Below are 15,582 nucleotides of genomic sequence, written 5' to 3' on the forward strand. Positions count from 1 at the left end.
GTCCGATGCACTACCAGCCCCGCCCCGAAGACGTCCGCTTTCTCTTGAACGCGGTGCTCGATGCGCCCACGCGCCTGCGCACACTCGCGCCCTTCCCGGAGGTCGACGAGGCGCTGCAGTCGCAGGTACTCGAAGAAGCCGCACGCTTCGTCGGCGAGGTCGTCGCACCGATCAATCGCGAGGGCGATGAAGTCGGCTGTCGTTTCGACAACGGCGAAGTCGTCACGCCACCGGGCTTCCGCGCGGCTTACCAGGCCTTCGTGGACGGCGGCTGGCCTGCGCTCTCGGCCGCGACCGAAGACGGCGGCCAGGGCCTGCCGGCGGTGCTCGAAGCCATCCTCTACGAATGGCTCAGCGCCGCGAACCACGGCTTCACCATGGCGCCGGGGTTGCTGCACGGCGCGTACGCCTGCCTCAAGCACCACGGCAGCGAGGAACTGAAACGCCGCTATCTGCAGAAGATCGCGACCGGTGAATGGCTCGCGACCATGTGCCTCACGGAATCCCACGCCGGCAGCGACCTCGGCCAGGTGCGCACGCGCGCCACGGCGCAGGCCGACGGCAGCGTGCGCGTGAACGGCAGCAAGATCTTCATTTCAGGCGGCGCGCACGACCTCACGCCGAACATCGTGCACCTCGTGCTGTGCCGTTTGCCCGACGCACCCGCCGGCCCCAAGGGCCTGTCGCTGGCCCTCGTGCCGAAGCTGCTGCCCGACGGTGCGCGCAACGCGGTGCACTGCGAACGCATCGAGGAAAAGATGGGCCTGCACGGCAGCCCGACCTGCACGATGCGATTCGACGACGCCACCGGTTGGCTGGTCGGCGAGCCCGGTCGCGGGCTGGCTGCGATGTTCGTGATGATGAATGCGGCGCGCCTGCACGTCGCGTTGCAGGGCATCGGCCTGCTCGATGCCGCGTGGCAGAAGGCCGACGCCTATGCCGCCGAGCGCCGCCAGATGCGCGCGCCCGGCGCCGCGCCCGCCAGCCGCGGCAGCGAGGCGGCCGACCTGATCGCCGCACACCCGGTCGTGCGCCGCATCCTCGACACCCAGCGCGCCTGGATCGACGGCGCGCGCGTGCTGGCCTACCGCAGTGCGCTGATGCTCGACATCGCCACGCACGACACCGACCCCAAGGCGCGCGAACGCGCGCAGCGCTGGTGTTCGCTCGTCACGCCCGTGCTTAAGGCGGCCTGCACGCACCAGGCCTTCCACGGCGCGAGCGAATGCCTGCAGGTGTTCGGCGGCCACGGCTACGTGCGCGAATGGGGCGTCGAGCAGGTGGTGCGCGACGCGCGCGTGACCATGATCTACGAGGGCACCAACGAGATCCAGGCCATCGACCTGCTGGTGCGCAAGGTGCTGCCCGACGGCGGCGCGACGCTGTCGGCCGTGCTGCTCGAATTGCGCGACACGCTCGACGCCTCGCGCGAGGCCGATGCCGACGTGCAGCGCCGGCTGGCACAGCTGCGTTACCTCGGCACCACGGTGGCGATGGCGGCGCATGCCAACCCGGTGCTGCCGTACGAGGTGGCGGACGACTTCCTGCGCGTGGTGATGCTCACGCTGATGGCGTGGGCCTGGGCCCGCATCGACGTGGCCGCGCCTGCTGATGCGGATCGCGTTCGCGCCGCGGCGGCCTTCCGGCGCTGGGTGCTGCCCGAGTTCGAGATGCGGCTGGGCATCGTCAAGCGGGCTTGCGAGGGTGTCGCACTCGCGCATTCCGCACAAGAGGCTTCGCGCTAGTTGTTCGAGAAAGCAACCCGCGGTTACGCTCGCCGCATGCCTCCTTCCCCCGCGAAAAAAACGTCCGCCAGGACCGATACCGCCGCCGCGCCGTCTCCCCGGTCGGACCGGCTCGATGCCCGCGTGCTCGAAGGGCTGGTCGGCTACAACGCCCGCCGCGCCTGGCTGATCGTGAGCACCGTGTTCGCCGACCGCATGGCGCCCTACGGCCTCAAGCAGATCGACTTCTCGGTGCTCTCGCTGCTGGCGCACAACCCGGGCGCCACCTCGCGGCAGCTGTGCAACACGCTGGACATCCTGCCGCCCAACCTCGTGAGCCTAGTGGCCGCGCTGGACAGCCGCGGCCTCATCGAACGCCGCCCGCATCCGCACGACGGCCGCGCCGTCGGCCTGCACCTCACGCCGACCGGCGAGACGCTCATTCGCGAAGCCGAGCAGGCCGTGGTGCAGCTCGAGACCGAAGCCAGCAGCCGCCTCAGCGCGCGCGAGCGCGAGACGCTGATCAAGCTGCTGCAGAAGATCTATCTCTGAGAACTGAGCGCGGCCATCACAGGCCGCGTTCCACCATGTCGATGAGGCGCTGCCCGAGCGCATGCGTGGCCGCCGCGTCGACCCCGCGCAACGGCCCGTCGATGATCAGCAGCGCCAGCCCGTGCACCGCCGACCACGCGAGGTATTCGGCGCCCGGACGCCGTTCCGGGGCGAGCAGGCCCGCGTCCACGAGCCGGTCGACGGCCGCGCCCAGCAACTCGAACGGGTTCATGCCGCTGGCGCCCGCGCCGTCGGGACCGACGTCGCCCTGCGCGTCTTCCGACACCACGAAGGCCGTGCGAAACAGCCCCGGCTGGGCCTGCGCAAAGCGCAGGTAGGCAGTGCCGATGGCGCGCACCTGGGCGCGTGCGAAGTCGGCGGGCGGCTGGTCGCAGGGCAACACGGCGAGCTCGCCTTCCATCGCCTTGGCCGCCTCCGACAGCGCCGCGGCGCGCACCGCCAGCAGCAAATCGTGCCGGCTCGCGAAGTGGCGGTAGGCCGCATTCGGCACCACGCCCACGCGGCGCGTCGCCTCGCGCAGCACCACGGCACTGGGGCCGCCGTCCCGCGCCAGTTCGATGCCGGCATCCAGCAGCGCACGGCGCAGATCGCCGTGGCGGTAGGTGCTGCGCGCGGGCGGCAGGCTTTCGGGAACGTTGTTGAGCTTCATCGCGACTCCATGTGGACACTGTCCATTATCTCTGCTATTCTTTGTGGACGGTGTACACAAAGTAATTCCATTGTTTTCGCCCAGACCCGTTGTGCCCGTAACCCACCCAAAAGGAAACGCCATGAAAGTCCAGTCTTACCTGTCCTTCGAAGGTCGTTGCGACGAAGCGATTGCCTTCTACAAAAAGGCGCTCGGCGCCGAAGTCGTGCAGCTGATGCGCTACAGCGAGGCGCCGGCCAGCGGCGGCCCCGAGGGCCATGCGGAAGCCGGTTGCGCCGGCGGCATGCCCGGCCCTGACAAAGTGATGCATTCGGTCTTGCGCGTCGGCCAAACCGAACTCATGCTGTCCGATGGCAGCTGCTCGGGCCACGCGGAGTTCAAGGGAATCATGCTGTCGCTGTCCGCCGGCAACGACGCCGACGTCCGCAAGTGGTTTGACGCACTGGCCGACGGCGGCCAGGTGATCCAGCCGCTGACGCCGACCTTCTTCACGACCAGCTTCGGCATGCTCAGCGACCGCTTCGGCGTGGGCTGGCTGCTGGTGGCAGACCCGGCCGTCGCGTGACGCGCGCGCCTGCTTTTTGTTGACTCACCCTCTCACATCCAAGGAACTCTCATGTCCCCTATCAACGCTTACCTCACGTTCGACGGCAACGCCGCCGAAGCCATGCGCTTCTACGAGAAGACGCTGCGCGGCACGATGCAGATGATGATGACCGTCGGCGAAGCGCCCGGCACCGAGCAGATGCCGGCCGACGCCAGGAAGCGGATCATGCATGCGTCGCTGGCCTACGGCGACGGCCTGCTCATGGCCTCCGACAGCATGCCCGGCCAGTCCTACGAAGGCATGAAAGGCTTCGGCGTGGCGCTCACGCTCGACACCGTGGCCGAGGCGCGGCGCATCTTCGACGCCTTCGCCGACGGCGGCTCGATCGGCATGCCCTTCGAGAAGACCTTCTGGGTCGAAGGCTTTGGCATGGTGACCGACAGCTTCGGCACGCCGTGGCTCATCAACGGCGGCAAGGCGCTGGTCTGAGCGGAGCCGCCCCTCCTCCTTTTTTCTTCTTCGCAGGAATCACCTTCCATGACCGAACCCCTCGACAACCGAAAGCGCTGGCTCGCCCTGATGGTGCTGTGCCTGGGCGTGCTGATGATCGTGCTCGACACCACGATCGTGAACGTGGCGCTGCCTTCGATCCGCACCGACCTCGGCTTTTCCGAGACGTCATTGGTCTGGGTGGTGAACGCCTACATGCTGACCTTCGGTGGCTTCCTGCTGCTGGGCGGTCGGCTGGGCGACCTGTACGGCCACCGCCGCGTGTTCCTTGCAGGCCTGGTGCTGTTCACGCTGGCCTCGCTGGCCTGCGGGGTCTCGACCTCGCAGGGCCTGCTGGTGGCGGCGCGCGCGGTGCAGGGCCTGGGCGGCGCGGTGGTGTCGGCCGTGTCGCTCTCGCTCATCATGAATCTCTTCACCGAGCCGGCCGACCGCGCCAAGGCGATGGGCGTGTACGGCTTCGTGTGCGCGGGCGGCGGCAGCATCGGCGTGCTGCTGGGCGGCCTGCTCACGAGCACGCTGAGCTGGCACTGGATCTTCCTGGTCAACCTGCCGATCGGCGTCGCGGTGTATGCGCTGTGCGTGGCGCTGCTGCCGAACGCGCGCGGCCATGCGCACGGCGAAAAGCTCGACGTGGCCGGCGCCATCACCGTCACCGCGTCGCTGATGCTCGCGGTGTACGGCGTGGTCAACGGCAACGAGGCAGGCTGGGGCTCCACGCAAACGATCGGCCTGCTCGGCGCGGCCGTGGTGCTGCTGGCGGCCTTCATCGCCATCGAGGCGCGCGTGAAGCATCCGCTGATGCCGCTGAGCCTCTTCAAGCTGCGCAGCGTGTCGGTGGCCAACGTGGTCGGCGTGCTGTGGGCCGCAGCCATGTTCGCGTGGTTCTTCATCTCGGCGCTGTACATGCAGCTGGTGCTGCAGTACACGCCGATGCAGATCGGCCTGGCCTTCCTGCCGGCCAACGTGATCATGGCGGTGTTCTCGCTGGGCCTGTCGGCCAAGATCGTGATGCGCTTCGGCATCCGCAGGCCGCTGGCAGCGGGCCTGTGGCTCGCAGCCATCGGGCTGGCGCTGTTCGCACGCGCGCCGGTCAACGGCAGCTTCGTGCTCGACGTGCTGCCCGGCATGGTGCTGCTGGGCCTGGGCGCGGGCATGGCCTTCAACCCGGTGCTGTTGGCGGCCATGAGCGAGGTCGACCCGTCCGATTCGGGCCTGGCCTCGGGCGTGGTCAACACCGCCTTCATGATGGGCGGCGCCCTGGGCCTGGCCGTGCTGGCCAGCGCCGCGGCGGCACGCACCACCGCCATGGCCACCACGGGCGCGGCGATGCCGCTGGCGCTCAATGGTGGCTACAACCTGGCATTCCTTGTCGGCGCCGTGTTCGCGGCGGCGGCGGGTCTGATGGGGGTCTTGCTGCTTCGCCCGGCTACGCCGGGACACACCCAGAACAACAACGAAGCAGCGTCGGCCTCGGGCGCGGCGGGCAAGACGGCGTCGTCGTGACGACGGCGCCATGCAGCCCCCGCTTTTTCTTTTTCAACGTTTCTACCCCTTGTTCAGGAGATCACTCATGGCTCGCTATGTAGACGGATTCATCGTTGCCATTCCCACCGCGAACGTCGAGGCTTACCGCAAGCTCGCACGCAAGGCCGGCAAGGTCTGGATGGAGTATGGCGCGCTCGAGTACGTGGAGTGCATCGCCGACGACGTGAAGCCCGGCAAGCTCACCTCGTTCCCGCAAAGCGTGAAGCTCAAGGCCGACGAGACCGTGGCCTTCTCGTGGATCGTCTACAAGTCGCGCAAGCACCGCGACACGATCAACGCCAAGGTGATGGCCGACCCGCGCATCGCCGGGATGGACCCGAAGACCCTGCCGTTCGACGGCAAGCGGATGATCTTCGGCGGCTTCAAGTCGATCGTCGAGCTTTGAAGTCTCTCAGGCCAGGAAGCCGTCGTAGACGAGCTTCAGGCCCGTGAGCAGCATGCCCAGATAGACGAAGCGATAGAACCACGTCGCATCGATGCGGCGTGCGATGCGGATGCCGATCCACACGCCCAGCGGTGCGATCGGCATCAGCACGAGCGAGGTGGCCAGCGTGCGAAAGTCGAGCAGGCCGAGCCACGCGTAGGGAATCCACTTGCTGAGATTCACCACGAAGAAGAAGTAGGCCATCGTCGCCGTGAACACCACCGGCTTGAGCCGCAGCGGGATCACGTAGGCATTGATCGGCGGCCCGCCTGCATGCGCGATGAAGCTGGTGAAGCCCGACACCGCCGTCAGCACCGCACCCACCGCGCGCGACGGCAATGGGTCGTTCGGCTTGGGCGGAAACGCCAGGCGCTGCGCCAGGAACAGCAGCGTGAACACACCCACGATGCCCGCCACCGTGTGGGCCGAGAGCACGCGAAACAGCAGCGTGCCGATCACCGTGCCGACCAGCCCGAACGGAATCAAAAACTCCAGCAGCGAGCGGTCGAAGTCGCGCCGGAACGCGGCCAGGCCGAGCAGGTCCATGAGCAGCAACAGCGGCATCAGGATCGCCGCCGCCTGTGGCACGGTGACGGCCAGCGCCATCATCGGCACGGCCAGCGACCCGAATCCGGCGCCGAAGCCACTCTTGCTGATGCCGAGCAGCAGCACGGCGGGAACGGCGACCGCGTAGAACGACGGGTCGGTGATGACGGGAAAGACCATGGGGAAATGCAGCGCAGAAAAAAGCCCGCCAGGGGCAGGCGGGCCGTGCGGGAGCGTAGCAGGAAGCCCCATTTCCTGCCGACGGCCCGCCCGGCGCACGCCTCACGGGACAACCCGCTTGACAGCGTTTTCCATATTTATGACATTTATGATCATAAATGCCCGAAACGCAGATGCCCCCCTCCCAACCCAAGCCTTCGCTCACGCGCGACAAGCGCGTGAAGCGCTCCGACCAGGTGGTCGACAACATCAAGCGCTGGGTCGTCCAGACCCAGCAGCAGGTCGGCAACAAGCTGCCGCAGGAGAAAGAGCTGATCGAGCAGCTCGGCGTGTCGCGCGGCACGGTGCGCGAGGCGCTGGCCGCGCTGCAGGTGCAGGGGCTGGTCGCGATCAGCACCGGCCCCAACGGCGGCGCCACGCTCACGCAGGCCTCGTACGAGCAGTGCCTGCAGGCGGTGTCGAACTTCCTGTACTTCCAGCCGGTCGACATCACGATGCTGTACGCGCTGCGGCGCGTGGTCGAGCCTGAGCTGGCCGCCAACGTGGCCACGCGCCTGAGCGAGGCCGACCTGGCCGCGCTGGAAGCGCTGATCGGCCACAGCCACCCGGCGCACGGCGGCAGCGAAGACTGGAACGAGCGCCGCGAGGCCGACCTGCTCTTTCACGACCGCCTCACCGAAGCCTGCAGCAGCCCCTTTCTGGCGCTGGTCTGCCGCCTGCTCAACGACGTGATCCGCCGCGTGATCATCGTGCGCAACGCGCTCACGGAGTTCGACCAGTTCGACGAGGAAATGGTGCACAGCCACACCGACCTGCTCGACGCACTGCGCGCCCGCGACCCCGTGCGTGCGCGCGAGGTCATGCGCGTGCACATGGAACACGCCGAAGCCCTGGCCCTGGAGGCCGAATCCCGCGTCGACCGCGGCAGCCTGCTCATGAAGAAACCGACCGGCTGACGCCTGCGCGGCGCGCGCTGATCCGCCGCCGCCCGCTTCTCCCCCTGCTCTCTTTTGCCTTCACCCCGGTTACGCCGGGGTGCGGGGTTTCCTTTGCCTGAACTTTCCCAAAGACCACCCATGACCTCATCCCCCGCCCTCTGGCAGCGCAGCGCCGCCCACATCGCCGACGCCGTGCGCCGCCGCGAGGTGTCCTGCCGCGAAGTGACGGCCAGCGTGCTCGCGCGCATCGCCGAGCTCAACCCGCGCCTCAATGCGCTGGCCGAGGTGCTGGCCGACGAGGCCCTGGCCAGCGCCGACGCCGCCGACGCGCGCACCTTGCGCGGCGAGGCGCTGGGCCCGTTGCATGGCGTGCCGGTCAGCATCAAGGTCAACGTGGACCAGGCCGGCCACGCCACCACCAACGGCGTGATCCCGCTGAAGGACCACATCGCCCGCGAAGACGCGCCGGTGGTGGCGCACTGGCGCAGTGCGGGCGCCGTCATCGTGGGGCGCAGCAACACGGCGACCTACTCGTCGCGCTGGTTCACCGACAACGGCGTGCACGGCCGCACGCTGAACCCGTGGGACGCGGCCGTCACGCCCGGCGGCTCCAGCGGCGGTGCGGCCGCGGCGGTGGCCGCCGGCATGGGCGCGCTGGCGCACGGCAACGACATCGGCGGCTCGATCCGCTACCCCGCGTACGCCTGCGGCGTGGCCGGCCTGCGTCCCACGGCCGGCCGCGTACCGGCCTTCAACCCGAGCGCGACGAGCGAGCGCGGCATCACGCCGCAGCTCATGTCGGTGCAAGGGCCGCTGGCGCGCAGCATCGCCGACCTGCGCCTGGGCTACGAGGCCATGGCGCGCCCCGACGCGCGCGACCCGAACTGGGTGCCGATGCCGCACGAGCTGCTGCGCCCCGCCGGCCCGCTGCGCGTGGCGCTCTTCAAGCGCACGCCGGGCATTCCGGTCGACCCGGCCGTCACGCAGGCCCTGGACGACGCCGCGCGCTGGTTGCAGCAGGCGGGCTACGAGGTCGACGAAGCGGAGCTGCCGCTCTTCCACGAGGCCGCCACCCTGTGGCGCACGCTGACCGTGGACGACAGCCGCCGCAACATCATTGCGGGCGTCGAGCAGCATGGCGACGACATCATGCAGCGCAGCCAGCGCTACATGCTCGAAGGCATGGCCGAGACCGACCGCGACGGTTTTCTGGACGCACTCGCGCGGCGCCAGGCGCTGCTGCGCAGCTGGTCGGTGTTCATGCAGACCCATCCGCTGGTGCTGATGCCCGTGTCGTGGCAGCGCCCCTGCCCGCAGGACGAAGACGTCGCCAGCCTCGAACGCGCCCGCGCCCTCATCGACGCCCAGAGCCCGCTGCTCGCGACCGCCGCGCTGGGCATGCCCGGCCTCGCGGTGCCCACCGGCATGGCCGGCGGCGCGCCCATCGGCGTGCAGCTGCTCGCCTGGCGCTTCCGCGAAGACCTGCTGCTGGAGGCCGGCCAGGTGCTCGAAGACGCCGCCCGCTTCACGCCGCTGGTCGCGCAGTCCTGAGCTTGCTTTCTCTGTTCCAACGATTCCAACCACCCGGAGACTTTCGATGAACCCCTTCTCTTTCCCCACCGGCCCGGCGCTCTCACGGCGCGGCCTCATCCGTGCGGCAGCGGCCACGGGCCTGGGCGGCCTGCTGCCGTACGGCGCGAACGCGCAGCCGGCGGTCAACCGTCTCATCGTGCCCTTCCCGGCCGGCGGCCCGGCCGACTTCATGGGCCGGCTGCTGTCTGAAAAGCTCAAGGACGAGCTGGGCCGCCCCGTCATGGTCGACAACCGTCCCGGCGCCGGCACGCGCCTGGCCGCCGAGGTGCTGAAGAACGCGCCCGCCGACGGCACCACCATGCTGCTGGCGCCGGTCGACCCGATGTTCATCGGCCCCGCCATCTACGCCAACATGCGCTTCAACCCGGCCACCGACTTCAAGCCCGTGACCGACGTGAGCGGCATCCAGTTCGGCCTGGCCGTGAGCGCCGCCTCGCCGGTGAAGACGCTGGCCCAGTTCGTCCAGGCCGCCAAGGCCAACCCCGACCAGGGCTCGATCGGCATCACCACCGTGGGCTCGCTGCTGCACTTCCTGGCGATGGACTTCGTGGCCCTGTCGCGCAGCGGCGCCACCCTGGTGCCCTACCGCGGCGGCGCGGCCATGGTCACCGAGCTGATCGGCGGCCAGGTGGCCTCGGGCATGGACGCCACCACCACGCTCACCGAGTACCACCGCGCGGGCAAGCTGCGCGTGCTGGCCGTGGCCGGCGACAAGCGCGCCGACGGCCTGCCCGACGTGCCGACCTTCGCCGAGTCGGGCTACCCGACGCTGGTGGCCTCGTCGCGCTACGTGCTCTACGCCCACGCGAACACGGCGCCCGCCACGCTGGCGCAGTGGAACCGGGCCGTGCGCAAGGTGCTGGCGATGCCCGATGTGCGCGAAAAGCTCGGCCGCGTGGGCTACGACCTGCTGCCCGGCGCGTCGAGCGAAGACGTGGTGCGCTACACCGATGCGCTGGCCGCACGCTGGCTGCCGGTGATCAAGGCCTCGGGCTACAAGGGCGACTGAGGCCGGACGGCGACCCAACCGCCGAAAAGTGTGCGTAAACGCACCGACGCGCGGCGACCGGGTCGCCACACTGGCATGGCAACCGCCGCAGTCCGTGGCGGCCTTCTTCCTTTTCACTCAAGGATTCGCCATGAACACCCAGGCAGCTCCCCTCGCCTCCGCCGCTTCGGCGTCTTCTTCGTTCCTTGCCACGCCGGCTGCCCGCGACGACGCAGGCAAGCTGGTGCTGCGCGTGTCGGTCGGCGTGCTGATGCTGCTGCACGGCATCTTCAAGCTCTCGGCCGGCGTCGGCTTCATCAGCGGCATGCTGGCCAAGGCCGGCCTGCCAGGCGGGCTGGCCTACCTCGTGTTCGTGGGCGAAATCGTCGCGCCGCTGCTGATGATCGCGGGCGTCTGGACGCGCGCCGCCGCCGCCGTGGTCGTCATCAACATGATCGTGGCCCTCGGCCTTGTGCACATGGCCGACCTGTTCGCGCTGACCAAGCAAGGCGGCTGGGCGCTGGAACTTCAGGGCCTGTACCTGTTCGGCGCGCTGAGCGTGGCACTGATGGGCGCCGGGCGCCTGAGCGTCGCTGGCTCCAACGGCCGCTGGAACTGATCTAGTCGCCGCGCACCTGCGACACCATCTGCGCGAGGCGATCGGCATCGGCCACCACCAGCGCCTTGCCGTCCTTGCGCAGCACGCCGCTGCGCACCAGCGTGTTGAGTTCGCGGGTCACCTGCTCGCGGTTGGTGCTGATCTGGCTGGCCAGCGCCGCGTGCTTGGGCGCGGGCTCCAGCCGGGCCTCGTTGCCGTCGATGCCCGCCTCGCGCGCTAGGCGCAACAGCTCGGCATGCAGGCGGTTCTGCACGCCGAGCGTGCTCAGGTCGATCACGCGTTCCGACAACTGCCGCACCAGCGCGGCCAGCCGCTGCATCACGCGCTCGGCCACCAGCGGCTCTTCGCGCAGCAGCGCCAGGAAGGCGGCGCGGTCCAGGCTGGCGACCACGCAGGGTTCGAGCGTGACCACGTCGGCCGAACGCGGCCCGCCGTCCAAAGCGGCGATGTCACCGAAATGCGCGCCGGCGTCTGAATCGCGGAAGGTCACCTGCCGGCCGTTGGCCGCGTAGGTCGTCACCCGCACGCGGCCCGACACCAGCAGGAACACCTCGCCCTGCAGGTCGGCGCGCAGCATCAGCGGCTTGCCGGCCGCCACGCTGTGCCACAGGCACTGGCGCGCCAGCTGGTCGAAGCGGTCGTCTGAGAGGCCTTCGAGCAGCGCGATGCGGCGCAGCGCGAGGCTGGAGCGGGGGGTGGGTTCGGGGAGGGCCATGCCGGTGGTCATTGAGGCGCGCGCATTATGCTCGGGTGCCGCTTCGAACCCGTTCATGGACAGACGTTCCCCACCTCCCGCTTTTTCACTGAGGACGCCGACACGGCGCAACCTCCGCTGGGCGAGCGGGCTGGTGCTGATGGCCTACATCACGGCGCACCTGCTGAACCATTCGCTGGGCATCGTCTCCTTCACCGCGGCCGAGACCGTGCTGCGCGGCGTGCAGAAGTTCTGGCACAGCCTGCCCGGCACGCTGCTGCTGTACGGCGCCGCCGTCACCCACCTTGCTCTCGCCGTGGCCGCGCTGTGGGAGCGCCGCACCCTGCGCATGCCGCCGCTCGAAGCCTTGCGCGTGCTGCTGGGTTTTGCGCTGCCGCTGCTGCTGGCCACCCACCTCACCGCGATGCGCGGTGCGTACCTGGCCTACGGCATCGAGGGCTCCTACGTGCGCGTGGTCTGGGGCCTGTGGGACCTGGCCGGTGCGGGCGCGCAGCTGGGCATGATGCTCGCCGCCTGGGCCCACGGCTGCCTCGGCCTGCACTTCGCGCTGCGTGTGCGCCCGCTCTACCGGCGCCTGTTCGCGCCGCTGCTCGCCATCGCCGTGCTGTTGCCGGTGACCGCCGCGATGGGCTTCGTCTCCATGGGTCGCGAGTTCCAGTGGACCGGCGTACCGCCCGTCACCTTGCCGACGCCCGAACAGGGCCGCGCGCTCAACACTGCCGAAACCAACCTCAAGCTCTACTACGCATTGGCGCTGCTGGCACTGCTCGCGGCCTACGCGGCGCGCAGCCGGCTCGCCCGACGGGCAAACGGTGCCACCGTCGCGCTGCGCTACCCCGACCGCACCGTGCATGTGCCGCCCGGCTGGAGCGTGCTCGAAGCCAGCCGCTCGCACGGCATTGCGCACGTGTCGATCTGCGGCGGGCGCGCGCGCTGCTCCACCTGCCGCGTGCGTGTGAGCGGCGCGCCCGAACACATCGGCACGCCGGGCCGCGACGAGCAGCGCACGCTCGAACGCGTGCGCGCCCCACACGACGTGCGGCTGGCCTGCCAGCTGCGCCCGCGCGGCAGCATCGAGGTGACGCCGCTGTTCGCACCGCTGCCACGCGAAGGCCGGCCCGCGCCGGTCGGCCGCTTCGGGCACGAGCGCGACGTGGCGATTTTGTTCGTCGACCTGCGGCGCTGGTCGGGCCTGTCGGAACGGCAGTGGCCCTTCGACCTCGCCTACGTGCTCGACCGCTACTTCGCCATCGTGGGTGCCGCCGTGCGCGAAAGCGGCGGCGTGCCCAACCAGTTCATCGGCGACAGCGTGATGGCCATCTTCGGCCTCGAGAGCGACCTGCCCACCGCCTGCCGGCAGGCACTGCGCGCCACCCAACTCATCGGCGAGCGCATGGAGGCGTGGAACGTCGACTTCCAGGCCCAGTTCGGCCAGCAGCTGGACTTCGGCATGGGCCTGCACGCCGGGCGCGCAGCCGTCGGCGAGGTCGGCTACCTCGAGACCACCACCTTCACCGCCATCGGCGAAGTGGTCAACACCGCGAGCCGCCTGCAGGACCATTCGAAGACCGCTTCGGCGCGGCTCGTGGTCTCGCAATTCGCAGCGCAGCAGGCCGGTGCCGAAGACGCGCTCGGGCCGGTCGACACGCTCGACGTGCGCGGGCGCTCCGAGCCGCTGGCCGTGATGTATTCGCGTGCTGCAAAAACGCCCTGAGCATCATCACCTGCCGGATTCGGTGCGCAAACGCACAGCGCCTTCCGTGATGCGGTTTCACACTGCAGCTTGTGGCAACGACGACTGTCCGCCGCCCACAGCCTCAAGGGAAAACGCATCATGAACAGCAAGCAACTCCTCGCCATTTCCGCCACCGCCATCGCCCTGCTGGGCACCGCCGGTGCAGCCCACGCCGAAACGTATGAAGGCGTGCACGCCATCACCTCGGCCGCCAGCCGTGCCGACGTGCGCACCGAAGCCGTCGCCGCTGCGCGCAATGGCAATGAATACTCGGACGCCGCTGCCGAAGGCACCGTCGCCGTGACCTCCACGCTCGACCGCCAGGCCGTGCGCGACCAGGCCGTGGCCGCCGCCCACAACCCGCTGCAAAGCCTGGACCGCCGCGCCTTCTACCGCGACGAAGTGCCCTCTGCCTACAAGAAGCCGGCCGTGAGCTTCACGCGCCAGGCCGGCCTGTAAGCCTTCACGACGCCACCACCTGCACCCGCGCCGCGCGCGGGCCCGCAGCTTCTTCGGTGATCGTGAAACGCACCGGCAGGAAGCGCTCGATCACCTCGCAGTTCGTGCGCGTGTGCGGCGTCACTTCGCTGCAGGTGAACGCGCCCGACTGCCCCGGTTGCCGGAACACCGCGAGTGCCAGCAGCAGCGCGAGCTGATCGGCCAGGTGCGGCCCCACGGCCGCGTCCTCGTGCTTCTGGAACGCGCGCACCTCCTTCACGAGGCCGTGCGCCACCTGCTCCGCGCTCAGCGTCTTCTCGCCGAAGGCCGTGAACACCTCGGTGAGGTGCGCGTAGGCCAGCGTCACCAGCAGCGCATTGCCCGGCCCCTCGTTCTGGCGCGTCGGCACCGTGCGCAGCTGCTCGGCGTGCGCCGACCAGCCCATCGCCGCGCCCACCGTTTCGAGTTCGCGCGCCGCCACGTGGCGCGGCAGGCCGGGCGCGAGGCACTCGGCATGGCCCGCCAACAGCTCACCGCGCGACAGCAGATCGAAGGCCTGCAGTCGCGCACCTTCCGCCGCCGGCACGATCGTCGCGTCGACCTCGCCACCACCGGCCGGGTAGAAGCCGCAACGGCGCAGCGTGAGTTGCAGGTCGCCGCCGAGGCGGCGCACCAGCGGCGCGAACGCACGCTCCAGAAAATGGAACGGCGGCGCCATCGGGTTGTGCGTGCCGCCGCTCAGTCGCAGCCGGCTGACCTGCCCCGCGGGTTGCAGCAGCAGCGGCGGCAACACGGTCTGCAGCACCAGCATGCAGCTGCCCGCGCCGGCGATCGCGAAGCGGTAGCCGCCCGCGCGCACCGGTCCCGGCACGAAGCGCAGCGACTGCGAACCCAGCTCGGCGCCATCGACCTGCGCGCCGCTGATCTCCGCGGCTGCATGCACGCACGCGAGGTGCTGGCGCATCAGGCCCGGCTTCGCGCGGCCCGCGCGAATCTTCGCGATGGTGAGCGGCCGGCCCGTGACCATCGACAGCGCGAGGCCGGTGCGCAGGATCTGGCCGCCGCCTTCGCCTTGGGAGCCGTCGAGTTCGACGGCATCGAGTGCGCGTTGTTCTTCTTGTGCTTCCGTCATCGGGACACGTCTTTCTTTCTTGTTCAGTCGTTTGTCGTTGTTCTTGTTCGCGGCGTTCCGAGCCGGCATGCGCGACAGCGCACCGCCGTGCTGTGGATGCTGCCGAGCGCCACCTCGTACCACCACTTCTGCTGCTTGGCCGTCCACACCTCTTGCGCGCCGCAGTCGCGGCAGGTGAACGCCTTGTCGACGTAGAAGGTGGGCAGCGGGCCGTAGGTGTTGTTGTGCGCGGCCAGCAGGGCCGTGTCGGCAGCGGCCAAGCCTTCGGCACGCAGCGGGCGTGCATCGGCGTGGCGCTGCTGCAATGCCACGGCGCGCGCGGCGCGGTCGAGGCGGTGCGCCTTGATTTCGGCACGGCGTTGCTTGTTGCTTTTCATTTTTGTTCAACCCTTCGCAATACGTCGCTACGAAGGCAGGCCGGTCTTCCGATCCCCTCCTATAGCTCTTCCACTGTCACGATACCTTCGCCCGCAGCGAGTTGAACGATGCTGCCCAACACCTGTCGCGCAAAGTCGGTGTTCGCAAGCAGGCAGACCACAAAGCCATCCGCCTCGATGCTGACCACGGCCTGCGCCCATTCCGAAGGCGTCGACGGCGGCGCCGGATAAAAATCCGCGCGCTCGCCCTCGACGTTCAGATGGCCGCCGATGCCTGCCTTCCTGCAGATGCCTTGCGCGACTTCGCGCGACGGCAATGCGACCTTGACGCGGTACTCGACGCCCATGC

At 69.4% G+C, this 15,582-nt stretch carries 18 protein-coding genes; 12 read left to right on the forward strand and 6 right to left on the reverse strand.

The features are described 5' to 3' along the window. The first annotated feature begins 5 nt into the window (after window positions 1–5). A complete protein-coding gene (locus tag RZE79_RS25650) occupies window positions 6–1,745 on the forward strand; it encodes an acyl-CoA dehydrogenase family protein (protein ID WP_319357371.1) in 1,740 nt (579 codons plus the stop codon). 36 nt (window positions 1,746–1,781) lie between these two features. Next, window positions 1,782–2,276 (forward strand): MarR family winged helix-turn-helix transcriptional regulator, encoded by a 495-nt coding sequence (locus RZE79_RS25655; RefSeq protein ID WP_319357372.1) that lies wholly within the window; start codon window positions 1,782–1,784, stop codon window positions 2,274–2,276. A gap of 16 nt (window positions 2,277–2,292) precedes the next feature. Here RZE79_RS25655 and RZE79_RS25660 read toward each other — a convergent pair whose 3' ends face one another. Then, a complete protein-coding gene (locus tag RZE79_RS25660; protein WP_319357373.1) occupies window positions 2,293–2,946 on the reverse strand; it encodes a TetR/AcrR family transcriptional regulator in 654 nt (217 codons plus the stop codon). A gap of 121 nt (window positions 2,947–3,067) precedes the next feature. Between RZE79_RS25660 and RZE79_RS25665 the strand changes: the two genes are divergently transcribed. The 4 genes from RZE79_RS25665 to RZE79_RS25680 all read left to right on the forward strand — a co-directional run bounded on the left by RZE79_RS25665 (window position 3,068) and on the right by RZE79_RS25680 (window position 5,933). Further along, entirely contained in the window at window positions 3,068–3,511 is a 444-nt protein-coding gene (locus RZE79_RS25665; RefSeq protein WP_319357374.1) for a VOC family protein, read from the forward strand. 51 nt (window positions 3,512–3,562) lie between these two features. Beyond that, entirely contained in the window at window positions 3,563–3,982 is a 420-nt protein-coding gene (locus tag RZE79_RS25670; RefSeq protein WP_319357375.1) for a VOC family protein, read from the forward strand. A 48-nt stretch (window positions 3,983–4,030) separates the two neighbouring features. Then, on the forward strand, window positions 4,031–5,506 hold the full coding sequence (locus RZE79_RS25675; protein WP_319357376.1) for a DHA2 family efflux MFS transporter permease subunit: 1,476 nt from the start codon (window positions 4,031–4,033) through the stop codon (window positions 5,504–5,506). A 67-nt stretch (window positions 5,507–5,573) separates the two neighbouring features. Further along, entirely contained in the window at window positions 5,574–5,933 is a 360-nt protein-coding gene (locus RZE79_RS25680) for a DUF1428 domain-containing protein (protein WP_319357377.1), read from the forward strand. A gap of 6 nt (window positions 5,934–5,939) precedes the next feature. Here the strand turns inward: RZE79_RS25680 and RZE79_RS25685 are convergent, their stop codons facing one another. Beyond that, complete coding sequence (locus RZE79_RS25685) at window positions 5,940–6,698, reverse strand: sulfite exporter TauE/SafE family protein (protein WP_319357378.1); 759 nt, start codon at window positions 6,696–6,698, stop codon at window positions 5,940–5,942. Between the two features lie 173 nt (window positions 6,699–6,871). Here RZE79_RS25685 and RZE79_RS25690 point away from each other — a divergent pair, with 173 nt between their 5' ends. From RZE79_RS25690 to RZE79_RS25705, 4 genes are all read left to right on the forward strand, one after another. Further along, entirely contained in the window at window positions 6,872–7,654 is a 783-nt protein-coding gene (locus RZE79_RS25690) for a FadR/GntR family transcriptional regulator (RefSeq protein WP_319357379.1), read from the forward strand. Between the two features lie 120 nt (window positions 7,655–7,774). Beyond that, window positions 7,775–9,187 (forward strand): amidase family protein, encoded by a 1,413-nt coding sequence (locus tag RZE79_RS25695; RefSeq protein WP_319357380.1) that lies wholly within the window; start codon window positions 7,775–7,777, stop codon window positions 9,185–9,187. A 46-nt stretch (window positions 9,188–9,233) separates the two neighbouring features. Then, complete coding sequence (locus tag RZE79_RS25700; protein WP_319357381.1) at window positions 9,234–10,238, forward strand: Bug family tripartite tricarboxylate transporter substrate binding protein; 1,005 nt, start codon at window positions 9,234–9,236, stop codon at window positions 10,236–10,238. Window positions 10,239–10,368: 130 nt separating this feature from the next. Beyond that, on the forward strand, window positions 10,369–10,836 hold the full coding sequence (locus RZE79_RS25705) for a DoxX family protein (RefSeq protein ID WP_319357382.1): 468 nt from the start codon (window positions 10,369–10,371) through the stop codon (window positions 10,834–10,836). A gap of 1 nt (window position 10,837) precedes the next feature. Here the strand turns inward: RZE79_RS25705 and RZE79_RS25710 are convergent, their stop codons facing one another. Further along, the gene (locus tag RZE79_RS25710) at window positions 10,838–11,551 is read right to left on the reverse strand and encodes a Crp/Fnr family transcriptional regulator (RefSeq protein ID WP_319357383.1); all 714 of its coding nucleotides are present in this window, start codon (window positions 11,549–11,551) and stop codon (window positions 10,838–10,840) included. Window positions 11,552–11,606: 55 nt separating this feature from the next. Between RZE79_RS25710 and RZE79_RS25715 the strand changes: the two genes are divergently transcribed. Together RZE79_RS25715 and RZE79_RS25720 are read left to right on the forward strand one after the other, a co-directional pair. Beyond that, window positions 11,607–13,265, forward strand: a complete 1,659-nt coding sequence (locus RZE79_RS25715; RefSeq protein WP_319357384.1) for an adenylate/guanylate cyclase domain-containing protein — start codon at window positions 11,607–11,609, stop codon at window positions 13,263–13,265. A gap of 120 nt (window positions 13,266–13,385) precedes the next feature. Further along, on the forward strand, window positions 13,386–13,745 hold the full coding sequence (locus tag RZE79_RS25720) for an alpha/beta hydrolase (RefSeq protein WP_319357385.1): 360 nt from the start codon (window positions 13,386–13,388) through the stop codon (window positions 13,743–13,745). A 4-nt stretch (window positions 13,746–13,749) separates the two neighbouring features. Here the strand turns inward: RZE79_RS25720 and rtcA are convergent, their stop codons facing one another. From rtcA to RZE79_RS25735, 3 genes are read right to left on the reverse strand one after another with little or no spacing between them, the layout of a single operon-like run. After that, entirely contained in the window at window positions 13,750–14,856 is a 1,107-nt protein-coding gene (gene rtcA, locus RZE79_RS25725; protein ID WP_319357386.1) for an RNA 3'-terminal phosphate cyclase, read from the reverse strand. 23 nt (window positions 14,857–14,879) lie between these two features. Next, window positions 14,880–15,233: a zinc-ribbon domain-containing protein gene (locus RZE79_RS25730; RefSeq protein ID WP_319357387.1), complete on the reverse strand. Its 354-nt coding sequence runs from the start codon at window positions 15,231–15,233 to the stop codon at window positions 14,880–14,882. 59 nt (window positions 15,234–15,292) lie between these two features. Next, window positions 15,293–15,580, reverse strand: coding sequence for a hypothetical protein (locus tag RZE79_RS25735; protein ID WP_319357388.1), 288 nt, complete (start codon window positions 15,578–15,580; stop codon window positions 15,293–15,295). Window positions 15,581–15,582 lie beyond the last annotated feature (2 nt).

Origin of the sequence: Variovorax sp. EBFNA2 (assembly GCF_033802765.1) — a bacterium.
Lineage (GTDB): Bacteria > Pseudomonadota > Gammaproteobacteria > Burkholderiales > Burkholderiaceae_C > Variovorax > Variovorax paradoxus_H.

Coding starts and splice junctions, on each gene's coding strand:
- RZE79_RS25705 (WP_319357382.1), top strand. CDS start 10,369: ATGAACACCCAGGCAGCTCCCCTCGCCTCCGCCGCTTCGGCGTCTTCT.
- RZE79_RS25655 (WP_319357372.1), top strand. CDS start 1,782: ATGCCTCCTTCCCCCGCGAAAAAAACGTCCGCCAGGACCGATACCGCC.
- RZE79_RS25665 (WP_319357374.1), top strand. CDS start 3,068: ATGAAAGTCCAGTCTTACCTGTCCTTCGAAGGTCGTTGCGACGAAGCG.
- RZE79_RS25685 (WP_319357378.1), bottom strand. CDS start 6,698: ATGGTCTTTCCCGTCATCACCGACCCGTCGTTCTACGCGGTCGCCGTT.
- RZE79_RS25720 (WP_319357385.1), top strand. CDS start 13,386: ATGAACAGCAAGCAACTCCTCGCCATTTCCGCCACCGCCATCGCCCTG.
- RZE79_RS25710 (WP_319357383.1), bottom strand. CDS start 11,551: ATGGCCCTCCCCGAACCCACCCCCCGCTCCAGCCTCGCGCTGCGCCGC.
- RZE79_RS25660 (WP_319357373.1), bottom strand. CDS start 2,946: ATGAAGCTCAACAACGTTCCCGAAAGCCTGCCGCCCGCGCGCAGCACC.
- RZE79_RS25680 (WP_319357377.1), top strand. CDS start 5,574: ATGGCTCGCTATGTAGACGGATTCATCGTTGCCATTCCCACCGCGAAC.
- RZE79_RS25735 (WP_319357388.1), bottom strand. CDS start 15,580: ATGGGCGTCGAGTACCGCGTCAAGGTCGCATTGCCGTCGCGCGAAGTC.
- RZE79_RS25670 (WP_319357375.1), top strand. CDS start 3,563: ATGTCCCCTATCAACGCTTACCTCACGTTCGACGGCAACGCCGCCGAA.
- RZE79_RS25700 (WP_319357381.1), top strand. CDS start 9,234: ATGAACCCCTTCTCTTTCCCCACCGGCCCGGCGCTCTCACGGCGCGGC.
- RZE79_RS25715 (WP_319357384.1), top strand. CDS start 11,607: ATGGACAGACGTTCCCCACCTCCCGCTTTTTCACTGAGGACGCCGACA.
- RZE79_RS25730 (WP_319357387.1), bottom strand. CDS start 15,233: ATGAAAAGCAACAAGCAACGCCGTGCCGAAATCAAGGCGCACCGCCTC.
- RZE79_RS25650 (WP_319357371.1), top strand. CDS start 6: ATGCACTACCAGCCCCGCCCCGAAGACGTCCGCTTTCTCTTGAACGCG.
- RZE79_RS25695 (WP_319357380.1), top strand. CDS start 7,775: ATGACCTCATCCCCCGCCCTCTGGCAGCGCAGCGCCGCCCACATCGCC.
- RZE79_RS25675 (WP_319357376.1), top strand. CDS start 4,031: ATGACCGAACCCCTCGACAACCGAAAGCGCTGGCTCGCCCTGATGGTG.
- RZE79_RS25690 (WP_319357379.1), top strand. CDS start 6,872: ATGCCCCCCTCCCAACCCAAGCCTTCGCTCACGCGCGACAAGCGCGTG.
- rtcA (WP_319357386.1), bottom strand. CDS start 14,856: ATGACGGAAGCACAAGAAGAACAACGCGCACTCGATGCCGTCGAACTC.